General features: G+C 42.2%; 15 protein-coding genes. 7 read left to right on the top strand and 8 right to left on the bottom strand.

Features of this window, described 5'->3' with window-relative positions:
* Window positions 1–96 precede the first annotated feature (96 nt).
* Window positions 97–2,091, top strand: coding sequence for a M1 family metallopeptidase (locus AC1XUD_RS22780; protein ID WP_483363336.1), 1,995 nt, complete (start codon window positions 97–99; stop codon window positions 2,089–2,091).
* 91 nt (window positions 2,092–2,182) lie between these two features.
* On the opposite strand, the gene AC1XUD_RS22775 is transcribed toward AC1XUD_RS22780, so the two are convergent.
* The 5 genes from AC1XUD_RS22775 to yihA form a co-directional block, all read right to left on the bottom strand.
* A complete protein-coding gene (locus tag AC1XUD_RS22775) occupies window positions 2,183–3,127 on the bottom strand; it encodes a 3-oxoacyl-ACP synthase III family protein (protein WP_483363335.1) in 945 nt (314 codons plus the stop codon).
* 129 nt (window positions 3,128–3,256) lie between these two features.
* A complete protein-coding gene (locus AC1XUD_RS22770) occupies window positions 3,257–4,267 on the bottom strand; it encodes a glycosyltransferase (RefSeq protein WP_483363334.1) in 1,011 nt (336 codons plus the stop codon).
* A 125-nt stretch (window positions 4,268–4,392) separates the two neighbouring features.
* A complete protein-coding gene (gene deoC, locus AC1XUD_RS22765; RefSeq protein WP_483363333.1) occupies window positions 4,393–5,049 on the bottom strand; it encodes a deoxyribose-phosphate aldolase in 657 nt (218 codons plus the stop codon).
* Window positions 5,050–5,127: 78 nt separating this feature from the next.
* Window positions 5,128–5,607 carry a DUF5606 family protein gene (locus AC1XUD_RS22760; protein WP_483363332.1) on the bottom strand — a complete coding sequence of 160 codons (480 nt, stop codon included), beginning with the start codon at window positions 5,605–5,607 and terminating at the stop codon, window positions 5,128–5,130.
* Between the two features lie 147 nt (window positions 5,608–5,754).
* Window positions 5,755–6,360, bottom strand: coding sequence for a ribosome biogenesis GTP-binding protein YihA/YsxC (gene yihA / locus AC1XUD_RS22755; RefSeq protein ID WP_483363331.1), 606 nt, complete (start codon window positions 6,358–6,360; stop codon window positions 5,755–5,757).
* Window positions 6,361–6,552: 192 nt separating this feature from the next.
* Here yihA and AC1XUD_RS22750 point away from each other — a divergent pair, with 192 nt between their 5' ends.
* Complete coding sequence (locus tag AC1XUD_RS22750; protein WP_483363330.1) at window positions 6,553–7,023, top strand: thioredoxin family protein; 471 nt, start codon at window positions 6,553–6,555, stop codon at window positions 7,021–7,023.
* Between the two features lie 77 nt (window positions 7,024–7,100).
* On the opposite strand, the gene gmd is transcribed toward AC1XUD_RS22750, so the two are convergent.
* Complete coding sequence (gene gmd / locus AC1XUD_RS22745) at window positions 7,101–8,213, bottom strand: GDP-mannose 4,6-dehydratase (RefSeq protein ID WP_483363329.1); 1,113 nt, start codon at window positions 8,211–8,213, stop codon at window positions 7,101–7,103.
* 47 nt (window positions 8,214–8,260) lie between these two features.
* Window positions 8,261–8,827: an SPOR domain-containing protein gene (locus AC1XUD_RS22740; protein ID WP_483363328.1), complete on the bottom strand. Its 567-nt coding sequence runs from the start codon at window positions 8,825–8,827 to the stop codon at window positions 8,261–8,263.
* Between the two features lie 114 nt (window positions 8,828–8,941).
* Here AC1XUD_RS22740 and murB point away from each other — a divergent pair, with 114 nt between their 5' ends.
* Both murB and AC1XUD_RS22730 read left to right on the top strand, forming a co-directional pair.
* Window positions 8,942–9,946 (top strand): UDP-N-acetylmuramate dehydrogenase, encoded by a 1,005-nt coding sequence (gene murB, locus AC1XUD_RS22735; protein ID WP_483363327.1) that lies wholly within the window; start codon window positions 8,942–8,944, stop codon window positions 9,944–9,946.
* 153 nt (window positions 9,947–10,099) lie between these two features.
* Complete coding sequence (locus AC1XUD_RS22730) at window positions 10,100–12,130, top strand: T9SS type A sorting domain-containing protein (RefSeq protein ID WP_483363326.1); 2,031 nt, start codon at window positions 10,100–10,102, stop codon at window positions 12,128–12,130.
* Window positions 12,131–12,331: 201 nt separating this feature from the next.
* On the opposite strand, the gene AC1XUD_RS22725 is transcribed toward AC1XUD_RS22730, so the two are convergent.
* Window positions 12,332–13,168: an AraC family transcriptional regulator gene (locus tag AC1XUD_RS22725; RefSeq protein WP_483363325.1), complete on the bottom strand. Its 837-nt coding sequence runs from the start codon at window positions 13,166–13,168 to the stop codon at window positions 12,332–12,334.
* Window positions 13,169–13,538: 370 nt separating this feature from the next.
* Here AC1XUD_RS22725 and AC1XUD_RS22720 point away from each other — a divergent pair, with 370 nt between their 5' ends.
* From AC1XUD_RS22720 to AC1XUD_RS22710, 3 genes are all read left to right on the top strand, one after another.
* Complete coding sequence (locus AC1XUD_RS22720; protein WP_483363324.1) at window positions 13,539–13,937, top strand: Dabb family protein; 399 nt, start codon at window positions 13,539–13,541, stop codon at window positions 13,935–13,937.
* A 281-nt stretch (window positions 13,938–14,218) separates the two neighbouring features.
* A complete protein-coding gene (locus AC1XUD_RS22715; RefSeq protein WP_483363323.1) occupies window positions 14,219–15,070 on the top strand; it encodes a hypothetical protein in 852 nt (283 codons plus the stop codon).
* A 122-nt stretch (window positions 15,071–15,192) separates the two neighbouring features.
* Entirely contained in the window at window positions 15,193–16,521 is a 1,329-nt protein-coding gene (locus AC1XUD_RS22710) for a rhamnogalacturonidase (RefSeq protein WP_483363322.1), read from the top strand.
* Window positions 16,522–16,544: the final 23 nt, after the last annotated feature.

Raw genomic sequence — 16,544 nt, 5'->3', positions numbered from 1 at the left:
TCAAAACCGAGGTTAAAACTTTTTAATATTAAAAAACATGAAAAGCCGTATATTGCTCGTTAAGAATAACATTATTTTAATATTTAATTTATCCGAATGAAAGTTTCAAAAATCGGCCTGGGTACGCTGTTACTTGGTATTCTGGGTGGCTCGGCGTCTTTTTCGCAGGAGGCCGAAAAAACGAAGTATGATGCTCATGTGCTCTTTCATCCTTTGTTCAATTTCCAGCCAGGAAACGAATTTCGCTCTGGTAGCGGAGCGCCTGGGGCAAAATATTGGCAGAATCGTGCCGATTATAAGATCAATGTTTCTTTGGATGAGAAAGAGGGAGTTGTAAAGGGCGACGTAGAAATTTCTTATAAAAACAATAGTCCTGAGGATCAGGAGTTTTTATGGCTTCAACTGGATCAAAACGCTTTCAGTGACAAATCTCGCGGCGGGAAAACGACCGCGGTGTCCGGTGGACGTTTTGGAAATATGGGATTTGAGGGTGGAGATGCAATCACCTCCGTGTCAACCCAACGCGGAAAAGACAAAGCAACGGATGCGGCATACATCGTCAACGATACCCGCATGCAGATCCGGCTTTCTTCACCTCTGAAAGGAAACGGAGACGTTATAAAAATCAAGATTGCATATTCTTTCAAAGTGCCTGAATACGGTTCGGACAGAATGGGTACGCTTGATACGAAGAACGGTATCGTTTATGAAATGGCACAGTGGTATCCGCGCATGTGCGTTTTTGATGATATAGAAGGATGGAACGTATTGCCATATCTCGGTGCGGGAGAGTTTTACCTTGAATATGGGGACTTTGAATATAATGTTACTGTTCCCTGGGATCATATCGTAGTCGGTTCTGGGGAATTGCAAAATCCTGCTGAAGTATTAACTGCAGAACAACGCAAAAGATTGGCGGATGCCGCTAAAAGCGATCAGACGGTGATGATTCGTACTGCGGAAGAAGTTACTAGTCCATCGAGCCGTCCTAAGACTTCCGGTACGCTTACATGGAAATTTAAATGTGTTCAGTCAAGAGACGTTGCGTGGGCGAGTTCAAAGGCGTTTGTTTGGGATGCGGCTAAAATGAATCTTCCTGGAGGAAAAACGGCTCTTGCTCAATCCGTATATCCTGCTGAAGACGGTGGGTTGGATGGTTGGGGACGTTCCACCGAATATGTGAAAGGGTGTATCGAATTCTATTCGAATTACGTTCACGAGTTTACATATCCTGTTGCGACCAACGTAGCCGGTATTGTGGGGGGAATGGAATATCCGGGAATCGTTTTTTGCAGCAGCAAAAGCCGTAAGGAAGACCTTTGGGGTGTGACAGATCACGAATTCGGCCACAATTGGTTCCCGATGATCGTTGGGAACAACGAGCGTAAATATGCCTGGATGGACGAAGGTTTCAATACTTTTATCAACTTCCTTTCCGGCGATTATTTTAACAATGGTGAATATAAAGACACTCGTCTGAATGATTTGCACCGTGTTGCGCCTATGATTTTCCGCCCGAATGCAGACCCGATCATGACGATTCCTGATGTGGTTCAGGCTAAAAATTTGGGTTGGGAAGCATATTACAAACCGGCATTGGGTTTGAAAATGCTACGTGAGGAAGTTCTTGGGAAAGAAAGATTCGACTACGCGTTCAAAACCTACGTAAAGCGTTGGGCATTCAAACATCCAACTCCGTACGATTTCTTCAGAACAATGGAAGATGCGGCGGGTGAAGATTTGGGATGGTTCTGGAAGGGATGGTTTTTCGAGAACTACAAATTGGATCAGAGTGTAAAGGATGTCGTATATGTTGGTCAAAATCCCCAGAAAGGTTCTTTAATTACCATCGAAAACCTGGATCAGATGGCAATGCCTGCAAGAGTTGAGATTGAAGAACTAGACGGCAAGAAAACGACCGTAGAATTCCCGGTTGAGATTTGGCAGCGCGGTGGCGCATGGACTTTCAAGGCAAGTACTACGCAGCCTTTAAAATCAGTGACAATTGATCCGACCAACAAGCTACCTGATATTGATCCTGATAATAATCAATGGAAACCGCTACAGACAACGGATTCTGAGATAAACTAGTCGGTAAGCCTGATATTCTTGATTACGATATAAAACGAGAAAGGCCATTCGATCTGTCCGGATGGCCTTTCTCGTTTAGGTGGGAGTTTCGCTAAACATTGATCAACATTGCTCCATATGAATATCCGCCTCCGAATACGGTAATAACAATATTCTCTCCTTTCTTAAATTTCTCTTTATTTTCAGAAAGAGCGATGGCACAGCCCGCGCAACCCGTATTTCCCAGGTATTGAATATTAGAAATCAATTTTTCGACAGGGATGCCCAAAGTATTGATCACGTTCAAACTGATCCTATGGTTGGCCTGATGCGGAATCAAATAATCCAGATCATCGATTGTTAGTCCGCAAGCTTGTAACACCTGCTGACTCACTTTCGGCATATACACACATGCATTCTGGAATACATCACGTCCGTACGGCATAACCACTCCTCTGTGATTAGGTCTCAAAACCACCGCTTCAACCGCTCGGCCACTCGTAGCAGCACCGCCGGTGATCAGCTTTTTGATATGCATATCCGACTCTGTTTGTCGTTCTTTCGAAATCACAAGCGCGGATGCTCCGTCGCCCCAAAGGTGGCCGGAAACCGTATCCATTTCGTTGTAATATGCAGTGTTATGATCGGACACCACGACAAGTGCTTTTGACGCTTTACCCATCGCAAAATAGCCTTCCACGATCTCAATCGCATTCAGGAACGATGAACAAGCTGTTGAAAGGCTCAAAACCGGAATATCCGGAATCTGGATATGATGCTGAACCGCATGAGCAAGTGTAACAATGGTGTCGTACGGCGTATAAGTTGCGCCGACAATCAGATCAATTTCGTTTTTACTATAAGGTATTTCTTCCAGCAACAGATCAACTGCGGCAATTGCCATAGTTGTGGTGTTCTCCCCTTCTTCGGCTTTCCGGCGTTCATATATTCCTGTACGCTCCGCAATCCATTCTGTAGACAGGTTGTTTATTTTAGTAAAATATTCATTACCAATTACTTGGCTTGGAAAATAGTGACTTATTGTATTAATATACATGGTTGGGAAGTTGACTTCGCAAGCTTTAATTCTGATTCAGTTCCGAAAGTTAAATATTTCGTAGAAATCGTAGCATTTAATATTTGAACAATTCAACAATAAATTTCATAAATACAAAAGTTTCATTGTCTAAAGATTTGGCAAATGCTCTTTTACTTCGATTTTTTCATAAAAAGACAACAGTATTTTTTCTTCATTTGTCCAATTATATTCCGAGTTCACTGCTGTTTTTCCATTTTTGCCCAATAATCTGGCTTCTTCCGGATTATTAATGAGCCAAAAAAGCTGTTCGGCCAGCTTTTCGTGATCAAATGGTGAGATGCAAAAACCACAATTCGCTCTTTCGACCACATTTTTGTACAATGGAAATTCGGAGGTAATGACTGGGAGCTCCATGGCCATATACTCAAATAATTTGGTCGGATAAGAATCCACATAATCCGCCACTGGTTTGAGTAGTGCAATTCCTGCCGTGCTGCCCGTTGCATGTTTTAAAGTCACTCTCAGATCGGTATATCCATAAAACTCGAAATGGTCCTTCACAAGGTTAAATCCGGGAATCTGCTCTGCCTCGCTGATCGGAAATCGTACTGGTCCAAAGAAATATACTTTAAAATCAGTGATTCTTTCTTTGAGTATCACAAAAGCTTTCACCATCGTGTCAAAGCACCTTTCCATTGAAATAACCCCGCAATAATAAAAAACCGGAGGAATACCGGGCTCGCTTTTCCGATAAAACTGCTCAATAAATGGCAAACTGACATAATTGTGAACAACCGCACTCGGATACTTCAAATCCTGATACTCGTTAAGATAAGCGTTTTCCGTAAAAATCAAATGAAACTTACGTCGCGCCAGGTGATCAAAATGATAAAACAGCTTCTTGGATAGCCAGCTGTTGTTATAACTCTTGATCGAGAATTTTTTGTATAAATTCTCCTGAACTTCATATACTATTTCCGCGCCAAGCCAATTGAAAAGAAACGCAATTGGGATCAATTCAGGCACGAAAATATGCACAACTGAGGGTTTGAGGCGAAAACACTTCCAAAGCACCAGTGGGTGGCTAAACAATATCCGGTTGTACAAACTCCTGAAATGCGGCAGACGAATCATGGTCACGTCATTTTGTCCATCCATACTGGTTTTAGCATGCGGTAAGCAGGCAAAAACCCTATGTTGTTTGACCAAGGCCGGGATAATCTTATGGACAATCCGCGGATCGCTTGGAGGATGAACAGTGCTGAGTAGTAACACGCTCGTTGTCATACCTCGCTTACCAGGATAATGCCCGATGAAGTTCCAATCCGGTCGGCTCCCGCGGCTATCATTTCAAGAGCCGATTCCTTTGTTTTGATTCCACCCGAAGCTTTGATTTTGATATGGGCCGGTAAAATCCTGCGCATCGTTCGTACCACCTCCGGATCGGCACCTGCGGGTGCAAATCCAGTGGACGTTTTCACGAAATCAGCATTCACATCAGCGCATATTTCACACGCCGTATGCAGCTCAAAAGCATCGAGGTATGCCGTTTCAATGATAATCTTTATCAAAGCGTTTTGCGTGTGAGCCAAATCGGTAAGTTCCCTAAGCTCTTCCCGCACACTCAGATAAGCCATAGACTTGAACTGAGACATATTCATGACCACATCAAGCTCTGTCGCTCCGTCGTCAATCGCCCTTTGTGCTTCAACTAGTTTTGCTTTCTTGACAGAATACCCAAGCGGAAAACCGACTACGGTCGCAATTTCAATTCGGATAGGACAAAATTCCAGCATTTCCTTCGTGTAGCCAACATAAGAAGGCGCGACGCAAACCGCTTTAAACTGATGAATCCACGCCTCTTCACACAACTTTCTGATATCCGTTTCGCTGGCGATCGGGGAAAGAAGTGTATGATCAATATAGGAAGCCAGATTCACGAATCAATTATTTACAGTTGGAATAATGCAAAAACCCTGTCCGAAGACAGGGCTTTTGTTATATATCAGTCGTTTATACTATGCTTCGCTTTCTGTGGATGTTTCAGCGCTTTCTTCAGATACTTCGGAAGCTACGAATAGCTCAGGAACGTATTTCGAAAGAAGATTGAACCAGGTAATTATTTTTTTAATATCGGAAACATATACTTTCGAACGGTCAAAGTCCGGAAGGATTTCGTTCAAAAATTCGATAAGATCTTTATCAGAAGCTGTTTTTACAACAAGCGCAACTTCTTCTCCGTGAACTTCTTTGATTTTCAGAAAAACATCAGCCAAAGGAACTGACTCAAATTCGCCATCCGTGAAGATCGAAACGTCCTTCAAAACAGATACACGGGCAGTAGGGCCGATTAGTGTTTTCTCTTTTTTCTCGTCAAGACTTTCAACAATTACACCGGCACGGCTAGGTTTCAAAATACGGTATAGGCCGCTTTTTCCGGATACGTTGGCTATTTCTTTCAACAATTCCATTCCTGTAGTCTCTATTTTTTCACTCATCCTTTCTGGGAATTATATTTAATATTGATAAATCCATGTTTCATAAACTCAATTTGCAGCCTTATGAAACGGTCAAACTTTTGGTAATCACCTAATTTTGTCGCAAAATAAGTGAAATGTTACGGGGTAAACAACCTTCGGAGGCTATTACTTACTTGCAAACGTCGTATTATAGGACGCTATTGCGTCCAGAATGGGTTCCGAACCCTGATTTTTTTCAGCAGACGTGACGAATAGCGGGGGCAATTCTTCCCAAATTTCTAAAAGGTGCTCTTTGTAATCGTTAACGGCAATTTCCACCTGATATGGTTTCAATTTGTCGGCTTTCGTGAATATAACATGGAACGGAATTCCTTCTTCCCCCAGCTTTTGCATAAATTCCAGATCGGTGGCCAGAGCCTTATGCCGAATATCCACAAGTACAAACGTGCAAACCAGATTTGGGCGAAGCAACAAATAATCGTTGATCATCTTTTCCCATTTTTCGCGCTCGGTTTTACTCACTTTGGCATATCCATATCCAGGTAAATCGACGAGGTACCACGACTGGTTAATGATGAAGTGATTGATAAGCTGCGTTTTTCCAGGTTGCTGGGAAGTTTTTGCAAGTGCTTTTTTTCCAGTCAGCATGTTGATCACCGACGATTTGCCCACGTTGGAACGCCCTATGAAAGCATATTCAGGGATGTTCGGCTCAGGGCATTTTTGGAAATCTGAATTGCTTACAAAGAACTTGGCTTCCTGTATTTTCATCTTTAAATCTCTTAATTTTACTGCAAAGGTACTCCTTTCTTTTTAAACGGGGTGGAACTACAGGTCAAAGGTGGTATAGTAGAAATTTATATGGCTGTTTTGGAACCTGTTGCCCACTAAATTACTTTTGTTTAAAATGAAGGACGTATCAAGTTCGTTATCAGGTTGTAACAATTGAAATCATATCAACGCATGAAGAATTTTAAGAATTGGGCTCTGACAGGTTTTGTATTACTTCTCACTTTTGCCGTAAGTTTTGCGGATGGAAAAGTAAAAAACCATGAAGCCAAAGCAGACAAGGGTATTCAGTTTGTCCAAGGAAACTGGGCATCCATATTGAAAAAGGCCAAAGCAGAAAATAAGGTCATTTTCTTCGACGCATATACCACTTGGTGCGGACCGTGTAAGTTGATGCAAAAAAATGTTTTTACACAATCCAGTGTAGCTGACGTGTTTAACAAGAATTTTATCAATGTAAAGTTTGATATGGAAGATGGCGAAGGACCGATGTTGGCCGAAAAATATCCTTTGCAGGGATATCCAACGTTGTTTTTTATCAATCCTGATGGAACGGTAGCTAAAGAAGTTTTGGGATATCAGAAGCCTGAGGATCTCATTAAAATAGCCAACAAAATTCTAAAACCTTCTAAGAAGAGTGTTTAGGACGTTGAAGATTTAGAATAAAAAAAACCTGACAATCAGTAAGATGTCAGGTTTTTTTATGTCTTTCGAAAAATATCCTATTCGTAGTAATTTGGTACTCTGTGACCGCTGTCTTCCAGAATCTGATCTTTTTTGAACAGCGTAAGATCGGCAGTGACCATATCATTCACCAGTGCTTTCAAATCATATTTAGGCTTCCAGCCCAGCTTCGTCATTGATTTGGTTGGATCACCAATCAACAGCTCAACTTCGGTAGGGCGGAAATAGCGTGGATCCACAGCCACTACTTCTTTTCCGATTTCAATTTTATAGGCAGGATTGTTGCACTTAACAACTTTGGCAATTTCGCTCGCACCTTCTCCTGTGAATTCAAGCTCCACGCCCACTTCCGCAAATGCCATTCTTACAAAATCTCGGATACGCGTTGTAACGCCAGTTGCGATTACATAATCTTCGGCAACTTCCTGTTGTAATATCAGCCACATCGCTTCTACGAAATCTTTCGCATGACCCCAGTCGCGTTGCGCATCCAGATTACCCAGATATACTTTGTCCTGCAAACCAAGTGCTATTCTTGCGACTGCTCTCGTGATTTTACGCGTCACGAAAGTTTCACCTCTCAACGGTGATTCGTGGTTGAAAAGGATACCGTTTACAGCAAACATATCATATGCTTCGCGGTAATTGACTGTGATCCAGTAGCCATATAATTTTGCAACCGCGTATGGTGAGCGAGGATAAAATGGTGTAGTCTCCGATTGGGGAACCTGTTGCACCAATCCGTAAAGCTCGGAGGTGGATGCCTGATATATCTTTGTCTTTTTTGTCAATCCAAGTAGCCGGACTGCCTCCAAAACTCTTAAAGTTCCGATTCCATCTACGTTGGCGGCATATTCGGGTTCTTCAAACGAGACCTGAACGTGCGACATTGCGCCTAAGTTGTAGATTTCATCGGGCTGAACTTCCTGAATGATCCGTATAATATTGGTTGAGTCACTAAGATCTCCGTAGTGAAGCTTCAACTTCGGATTTTTCTCGTGCGGATCTTCATAAATGTGGTCAATTCGTTGGGTATTGAAAAGGGAACTGCGGCGTTTGATCCCGTGGACTTCATATCCTTTTTTCAATAATAGTTCAGCAAGATAGGCTCCGTCCTGACCCGTTATACCCGTAATGAGCGCTTTTTTCATTAGTAATTAGTATGTATATAAAAGTGATTCAATATGAAAGTCAAATGTTAGTAATCGCTGGATGAGCTGGAATTCAGACTCTTCTTGATATCCACTTTATCGGGCAATATAGTTGCCAATGGATATTGTTCCCTGATCTGTTCAAGAACCTGTTCCGCGTCGCCGCGATCCATAAAATCACCTGCCTTAACTCTGTAAGTGGGTTGATTATAAGACATATAGGGATTCATTTCAGGAAACATCTGGTATATATACGACTTGGCACCGTCGGCTTCGGAGCGGATATTTCCTACATAAAGCTGAATCCTGAAACCGTTGATATAACGAATGGATTTGTTCCGTTGAGCCATCGTATCCAGCACAGACTGTAATTTTTTATTGACATTAAGCTCGTCGGCGTTGATTTTGGAATCTGAATAACGATCCTTTTTAGGTTCTTCCGGAGCCGGTTCTTTGATGACAGGCTGCTTATATTCGTATTTTGGTCGAACGCGCGCAAGGTCCTCATTATAAGCACCTCCGGAGGTACTAACTGTGGCCTTTCTAGAGCATCCGGTCAGAGCCAGTACTCCAAAAAAGATCAGTTTTATAATTAAGTTACCTTTTGGAAACATAGAATATGCGTGCTTTTTTTCTCCACAAACTTAACCAAAATTGGAAGAATAGCCATACAGGGTTAATTTGTTTGTAATACCTAACTTTGCCGATAAATAATTATTCATCAGGCAATGCTACCGATTTATAACGCTTCACTTCGACAATATAATACATTTGGACTGGACGTAAGAGCCCATACACTGGTCGAAATCCGGACCGTTTCTGACTTGCAGGAAATACTTTCTGACGGGAAATGGGAAGGATTACCACGGCTGGTTTTGGGAGGAGGCAGTAATATACTTTTTACCAAGGATTATGAAGGCCTCGTTATCTTAAATCGGATTACGGGTATTCAAAAAATTTCAGAAGACACAGATTATATTCGGCTGCATATAGGAGCGGGAGAGACATGGCATGACCTGGTAATGTATTCTGTTGCAAATGGATATGGTGGAATTGAGAATCTTTCTCTAATTCCGGGAACCGTCGGCGCGGCTCCCATGCAGAATATCGGAGCATATGGAGTGGAGGTGAAAGAAGTAATTGAAACGGTTGAAGCACTGCATATTTCGTCTAACTCCATTCGGATATTTTCAAATGAAGAATGTCAGTTTGGATATCGTGAGAGTATTTTCAAGGGAGAACTTAAGAATCAATATATCATCACCGGGGTCAATATCCGGCTGAATAAAAATCCTCAGTTCAATATTGCTTACGGTGATATCAGGAATATTCTGGGAGAAAATGAAGTTACTGTCAAGTCTGTCAGCGATGCGGTCATCCAAATCCGCCAAAGCAAATTGCCTGATCCTAAGGATATCGGTAACGCCGGAAGCTTTTTCAAAAATCCGGAGATACCGCAGGCACAATATGATTTGCTAAAGGAGAAATTTGGTGATTTGCCCGGATATCCAACGAACCATGGCATAAAAGTTCCGGCTGGATGGCTGATTGAGCAAGCAGGATGGAAGGGCTTTAGAGAAGGGGATATTGGGGTTCATGCACGTCAGGCGCTGGTCTTGGTCAATTATGGTGGTGGAAAGGGAGCAGATCTTATCGCGCTTGCGACCAGAATTCAGGAATCCGTTCATGAAAAATATGGCATTCGAATTACGCCGGAGGTGAATTTTCTCTAATCCGGAAAAATCGAAGCTTCGAAATTGCACTCCTGCTTTTACGGAATTGCACTTTGTGAAACTAAGAAATATTAATTTAAGAACAAAAGTATGAATTATTAATAGAGGTTAGACAGGCTATTTTTGTAACTCAACATTATTGAAGACTTCGATATGAAATCAGTTTTTACGTTTTTGGGCACATTCGTTATTGTGCTTTTAAGTGTTCTCGACTCGGCTGCACAGCGTTATTTTTCAGTTGTTTTTACCAAACTTCCCGCCGATTATCAACTATATGCAAGAGACGACAATAACAATGCGGAAGTCGCGATCGAAGGATATATCGAACTACCCGATTGGCAGTCGATGACGCTCGTAACTTATCGGAATAAAGAACGTATTGCATATTCAAGTTCCGCATTGGATTATGGTGCAAAAACAACGGCGAATTTCGCCCTCAAATCCACAATAAAAGCGGAAATGGCGGATTATGATTTTGAGGTATATGCCAAAAAGAATGACACAGATTCTGCTCTCATTGTCAGGAAAACGGAAATCGTGGCTGGAGATTTCTTTGTAATCAGTGGCCAGTCTAATGGTGCGGCCACCACGTTCGGGGCATGGTCGAGCAAATACTGCCGGACGATCGCCAGAACTCCCGATGAATCGCCGGCGATAACACCCGCGGATACGCTCTGGACCGTCGCTTCGTGGTCGTGGACGTATGTTGGGGCCTGGGGTTTGGAACTACAAAAATACATTTTGGAAAATGACGGAATTCCGACTTGTCTTATCAATGGCTCTCTTCCCGGCGCGAGAATAAGTGTATTTCTGGTGCGGGATGAGGCAAATCACAAGAATCCTAACACGCTTTACGGCCAGCTTTTATATAGGGTTGGTGTGTCGAAGGCAAACCGGATCAGGGCGTTTTTCTGGGTGCAAGGCGAGCAGGAAGTTTTTGAGAATATCGGAGGATATGATCAACTATATGATCAGTTGTATAAGTATTGGGCTGAGGATTATCCGCAAGTGGAGAAATTTATCAATATGCAGACCAACGTTATCGTTCTCGCCGATGACAATAAAGACCCAAAAGGAGGTCAAATACGGGATTTTTTAAGGAGGACAAAGTATATATACCCTAAGTCGGATCATTTCAGCCCGATCGGAGTGCCGGGATATGACGGTATTCATTACAGCAGGCCAGGATATGAGGAGTACGGACATCGCGTTTATCAGTTTATCCGGCCCCAGTATTACGGCTCAGCAGACACTTTGAATGTAAAAAGTCCGGATATCAAAAAGGCATTTTACACGTCAGCAGACAAGAATGAGATCAAACTTGTATTCGATAAAGGACAGCAACTTCATTGGGCGGCTGATACAACTATCAAAGGTCAGGATGGCAGTCCTTTGCTGAGAAGTCTCAAAAATTTCTTTTATCTGGATGGAGACGAGACCAAGGAGAGTTTTTCGGCAGGATCAGCAAATGAAAATGAGGTAGTATTGAAGTTAAAAAATCCTTCAGCCGCTTCTCTTATCAGTTATTTGCCTTCTTTTTATTCCCCGAACCTGCCATTATTATCCGGTAATGTCGGAGTATTTAAAGGGCCATATTTAACCAATAAGAGAGGTTTCGGGGCATTTTCATTTGATAAAGTGGCGATTGGCAGCCCGATCATACTTTCCACTTTTACCGGTGAACCCGGCGGAGCGATGGTATTTTTAAAATGGAGCGAAGCTGCAGGTGCAACGCAGTTTGTACTGGAAAGAAAAACCGGGGGTGGGGAGTTTTCTGTTCTCAAAGTGCTCGATAAGAGCATCCTGAGATATGACGATTTCGATGTCCAGGAAGATGTTACATATACATACAGACTTAGAGCGACCAACGACCAGTCGGAATCATTGGCAAAAGAGGTTACCGTCACTTATTCACCAGTATTGGGTCTTGAACCAACAGCAAATGCGAATTGGAATATTTTTCCAAATCCGTTTTCAACCGAACTGCATATAGAATTCAAAAATGACCAAACCGGGCTTCTGGAAGTATACAATATCAGCGGACAAAAACTCGAAAAATTGAATCTGCAAAAGTCGAGACTTGCAGTATTCAGGACGGTTCAATGGCCAACGGGTATATATATCGTGTTGTGGGCTGACGAAACCGGGAAACGATTTTCTCAGAAGGTTGTGAAGGTGAAGTAAGAATTCACCTTAATATCACCATCCCAGCGATTGAACCACCGACAGGAATATATCCTTTGATGAGCCTCTTTTACTCCGAAAAGCGGATTGTCCTGCCCAAAGGGAAGTCAAACCCGGAAGGTTACGAGCTTCGTCGACACTCGTTGCCGGGTGATAATATCAGATTTTTTAAGGGAACAAACAGCTACCGTCAGATTACTTTCAATCCCTTTTTCGAAACGCTGTTGGAGTAGTGCCAGTGTATTTTCGGAACTGTTTGCAAAGATGACTTTCGTCGGTATAACCAAATTCATCGGCAATCTCAGTCAGTGTCAGCTGACTATACAGTAAGCGGGCCTCTAAAAGTTTGATTCTGTGACGAATAATATACTGCTTTAGGGATTCGCCGGTTTGCTTTTTAAAAAAGAGGCTGATATAGGCCGGCGCATAGTTAAACTGGCGAGCCAGATGTTCTATACTAAGATCTGCTGGTCGATATATATGGAGCCGTATATACATCAAAATTGCTTCGACAGAGTCTTTCGGAACAGGTTTGGCTGCTGTTTGAGTGAAAAGATTTCTTGCGAGTATAATGAGCATACTACGCATAAGACTGTCGCGGATAATTTCAAAAAATGCGGACTGGTCATTTGCCGATTCGGCCTCCAAAACATGAAGCAGATGATGCAATTTTTGTTTCTCCTGTTTATCTGCGACAATGGAACCGCGACTTTGAGAAGAGGTATTCAACAGCGTTCGGATAACCGGCTGCCATGGACGGTCTTTGTCTCCTGGTATATCTTTTTGGATCGAATCGTTAAATCTAACAAAGCAAAATTCGGTGGGTTCGCCGATCTCGAAATGATGGAAATCTTCCGGCCCTAAAAGAAATACATCACCTTCGGCATATTCGAATGCATTCCCGTTGATATGGTGGATGCCATTGCCTTTGAGAATAAAAATAATCTCGAAATAGGTATGCTTATGAACCGAATGCAGCCAAGTTGCCTCCTTGAAACGGTAAATACTGAAAGGGGTATGTAGGATATATCGTTTCATAGGTGCCAATCATTGTCATAAACTTACCGATAAATAATGGTTTTGTACAACCCGGCAATAGCAGAGGTCTTCTATTTTTGCGGTTGGATAACGCATGGTACCACTTCAAAACTTAGTGGAAAGACGTTTAAATTGTTTGATTTGAAAATTTTATTAGAATCAATAAGCTAATATCCATGTGATTAACTCAATCATGACTGTCAATTCTCGGATAAGAAAATCTTTTGCCATGAATATTACCAGCATTATACACACAAACTTTTCTACAATGGAAATATACCAGAAGGCAGATTAGTCGAAATTAAAAAAGAATTTACCTATAAGGCCATCCCCGTAAACCTCATCTGTTTTGAATTTTAAAAAACTAGAAATGAACGATCAATCGAGAAGGAATTTTGTAAAAAGCAGCGTTGCAGCAGGACTGGGTATTTCGTTGTCAGATGGACTGGCACCGAAGGAGATATTCGTGCACCATGTATTATTCTATCTTAAAAATCCGGGGAATGCGGCAGATAAAGACAAGTTGTTGGAAGGATTAAACAAATTGGCCAAATGTCCGACAATTAAGGTGGTGCATATCGGAACTCCAGCGGCGACAAATCGAGAGGTCATCAATCGCGACTATGCATATTCATGGTTGTGCTTTTTCGATAGTCCGGCGGATGAAGAGGCTTACCAGAAGCACCCTATTCATGACGATTTCAGAAATAACTATGCTCATCTTTGGGAAAAAGTCGTGATATACGACTCTATCGGCCCAAAACGATAATCAAACTGGACGATGCGATTCAATCGGAGATTATAAGCATCTCCGGCTGAATTGTTAACGGCATCCACTTTCCTCCAATACATATTCTGAGAGGATATCTCCGCTGACGCACCATATTTACCTCTCTATGTGCGATTTCAATAATAATTTCTATCTTGTTTACGTCGGCCCAGTTTTTGCCGCGTTGACATTGTAATATCAAAAATTCTCATGGCACGAATTTTTCGATCTATCTCGCTGAATTGGCAGGAGTATCTCTTTAACAACAATAGTTAGAATATATGAAGAGCGTCACAAAGGAGATTTTCAAAGTTGCTGCATTTATGTTTTTGTTTGTGGTTACTTCCTGTTCGAGGGAGCAAAAGACAAAGGAAAGCGCAGCTGCACAAGATTCATTAAGTAGTAAGATGAATAGTCGGATTATCACGAGCGATAAAATAAAGACAGGCGAAGGTAATAGCACTCCTGTCATATCCGGGGCCCAGAAATTTATCATTCCTGTTCCAAAATTTAAGAATGGAGAGCCCTTGATTTTTCCCAAAGACAACCCGAAAGCTGGCGAGCAAATAAAGGACTACGAAGGGAAATTCATTGGAAAAACCGGTATCGTTTTTTTTAATTATAAGGACAAGTCCGTTCAGGCAGCTCCGGATAATGGAGAGGCTGTGATTATTATCAACGAAGTAAATCAGGAGCAAGCGGAAAAACTTGATTCGGAGATCAAGAAACTGAAGGCCAACCCGAACGATCTTTCGTTGGCTGAATTGAAACAGATTTTGGCATTTTCTCACGAGAAGCTGAATCTTTCTGATATGTATAACTCCACAAGATCATACGTCAAAGACAAAATGACTCCTGTTCTGTCAAACCAGAAAGCTTCGAATTCAGACGAGGTATATGGATTCAAAAAACGGGATGATCGTGATATTAACCAGGCGGTGTATATCAAAGGGGCTTTTACTTTCCAGGGACCTGCGGCAAGTCCTCAGCAATTCGAAAATGGCGGAATTATTATAGAACAGGGTGGTAAAATGCGGGGTGTGCAGCCGGATATCTTTATCAGAACTTACAAATTAGCGGACGGATCAAGTATTGACTCCTCTCTTGATCAGATCAAATCTCAAAATCCTTAGGCCGTCAGACATCCGGATATCTCATCCAGTCTTTTTTGGTCCAAAAGTTTTCAGACGTCGCAAGCCTGGGTTACTAAAAAATAGTTGCAAATTTGGTTGATATCAACCCCAGGTTTTTTTATATGGCGAAATTTTGTTTGCTTCTGTTGTCTCTGATATGCGCTTCTTTTGCATCATTTTCGCAGGCAAAAAAGTCCACCAATTTTCCAGACGGAACCCGAATTTCTGACTGGTTTTCAGATAGTTCAAAGATCGCTCTGAAGGATATCGGAAAACAGTATGTCATCACCCAACACGGCGTGATCACAGACAGCTCGGTTGTTCAGACTGCTGCGATTCAAAAAGTTATAGACGAGGCACATCAACAGGGGGGTGGCGTAATCGTCATTCCAAAGGGTACTTTTTTGAGCGGTGCCTTGTTTTTCAAACCTAAAACTCATCTCTATGTTTCGGAGGGCGGGGTACTGAAAGGCTCCGACAAAATAGCCGACTATCCGATCATGCCTTCCAGAATGGAAGGTCAAAGTCTGGATTACTTTCCTGCCTTGGTCAATGCATATGGGGTTAATGGTTTTACGATCTCCGGCAAAGGTACCATCGACGGCAATGGACTGAATTACTGGAAAGCATTTTGGCAAAGACGTAAGGAGAACCCTAATTGTACAAATTTGGAAGTATCACGTCCGCGGTTGGTTTTTATTTGGAAAAGCAACGATGTGCAGGTTCAGGATGTACGGCTTCAAAATTCGGGCTTTTGGACCAGCCATTATTATCAGTGCAACAATATCAAGATATTGAACGTGAGGATCATCGCCCCGCATGAACCTGTCAAGGCGCCAAGCACGGACGCCATAGATCTCGACGTATGCAATAATGTATTAATCAAAGGGTGCTATTTGGCCGTAAATGATGATGCCATTGCGCTGAAAGGAGGTAAAGGACCATATGCAGACTCGGACACAAACAATGGTGCAAACACGAATATCATCATCGAGGATTGTGAATTTGGATTTTGCCATGCTGCGCTGACCTGCGGAAGCGAAGCGATACACAATAGAAATATTGTGATGCGCAATTGTCATATTACGAATGCGATGCGTGTCCTTTGGCTGAAAATGCGACCCGATACGCCTCAAAAGTATGAGTTTGTGAGCGTTGAGAATATCACAGGTTATGCTTATAGTTTGATTTACGTAAAGCCATGGACACAATTTTTCGATTTGAAAGGCCGGAAAGATGTACCCTTGTCGTTTTGTGATCATATCAGCCTGAAAAACATTAACCTGAAATGTGATATTTTCTTCGATGTAAAGCCCGGGGAGTATGATAAATTGTCAAAGTTCAATTTCGAAAACCTGGATATCACTGCCAAAAATGCGGCATTTGACAAAACTTTCGTGCAGGATTTTAGTTTGAATAATGTGAAGGTGAATGAAAAAATGATCCGATAGTCACAGAAACTGGTTTTACTGAA

This window comes from Dyadobacter sp. HNCC25DJ184 (assembly GCF_056895215.1).
The sequence above is the reverse complement of the archived record's forward strand: the minus strand, read 5'-3'. Positions and strand labels throughout refer to the sequence as shown.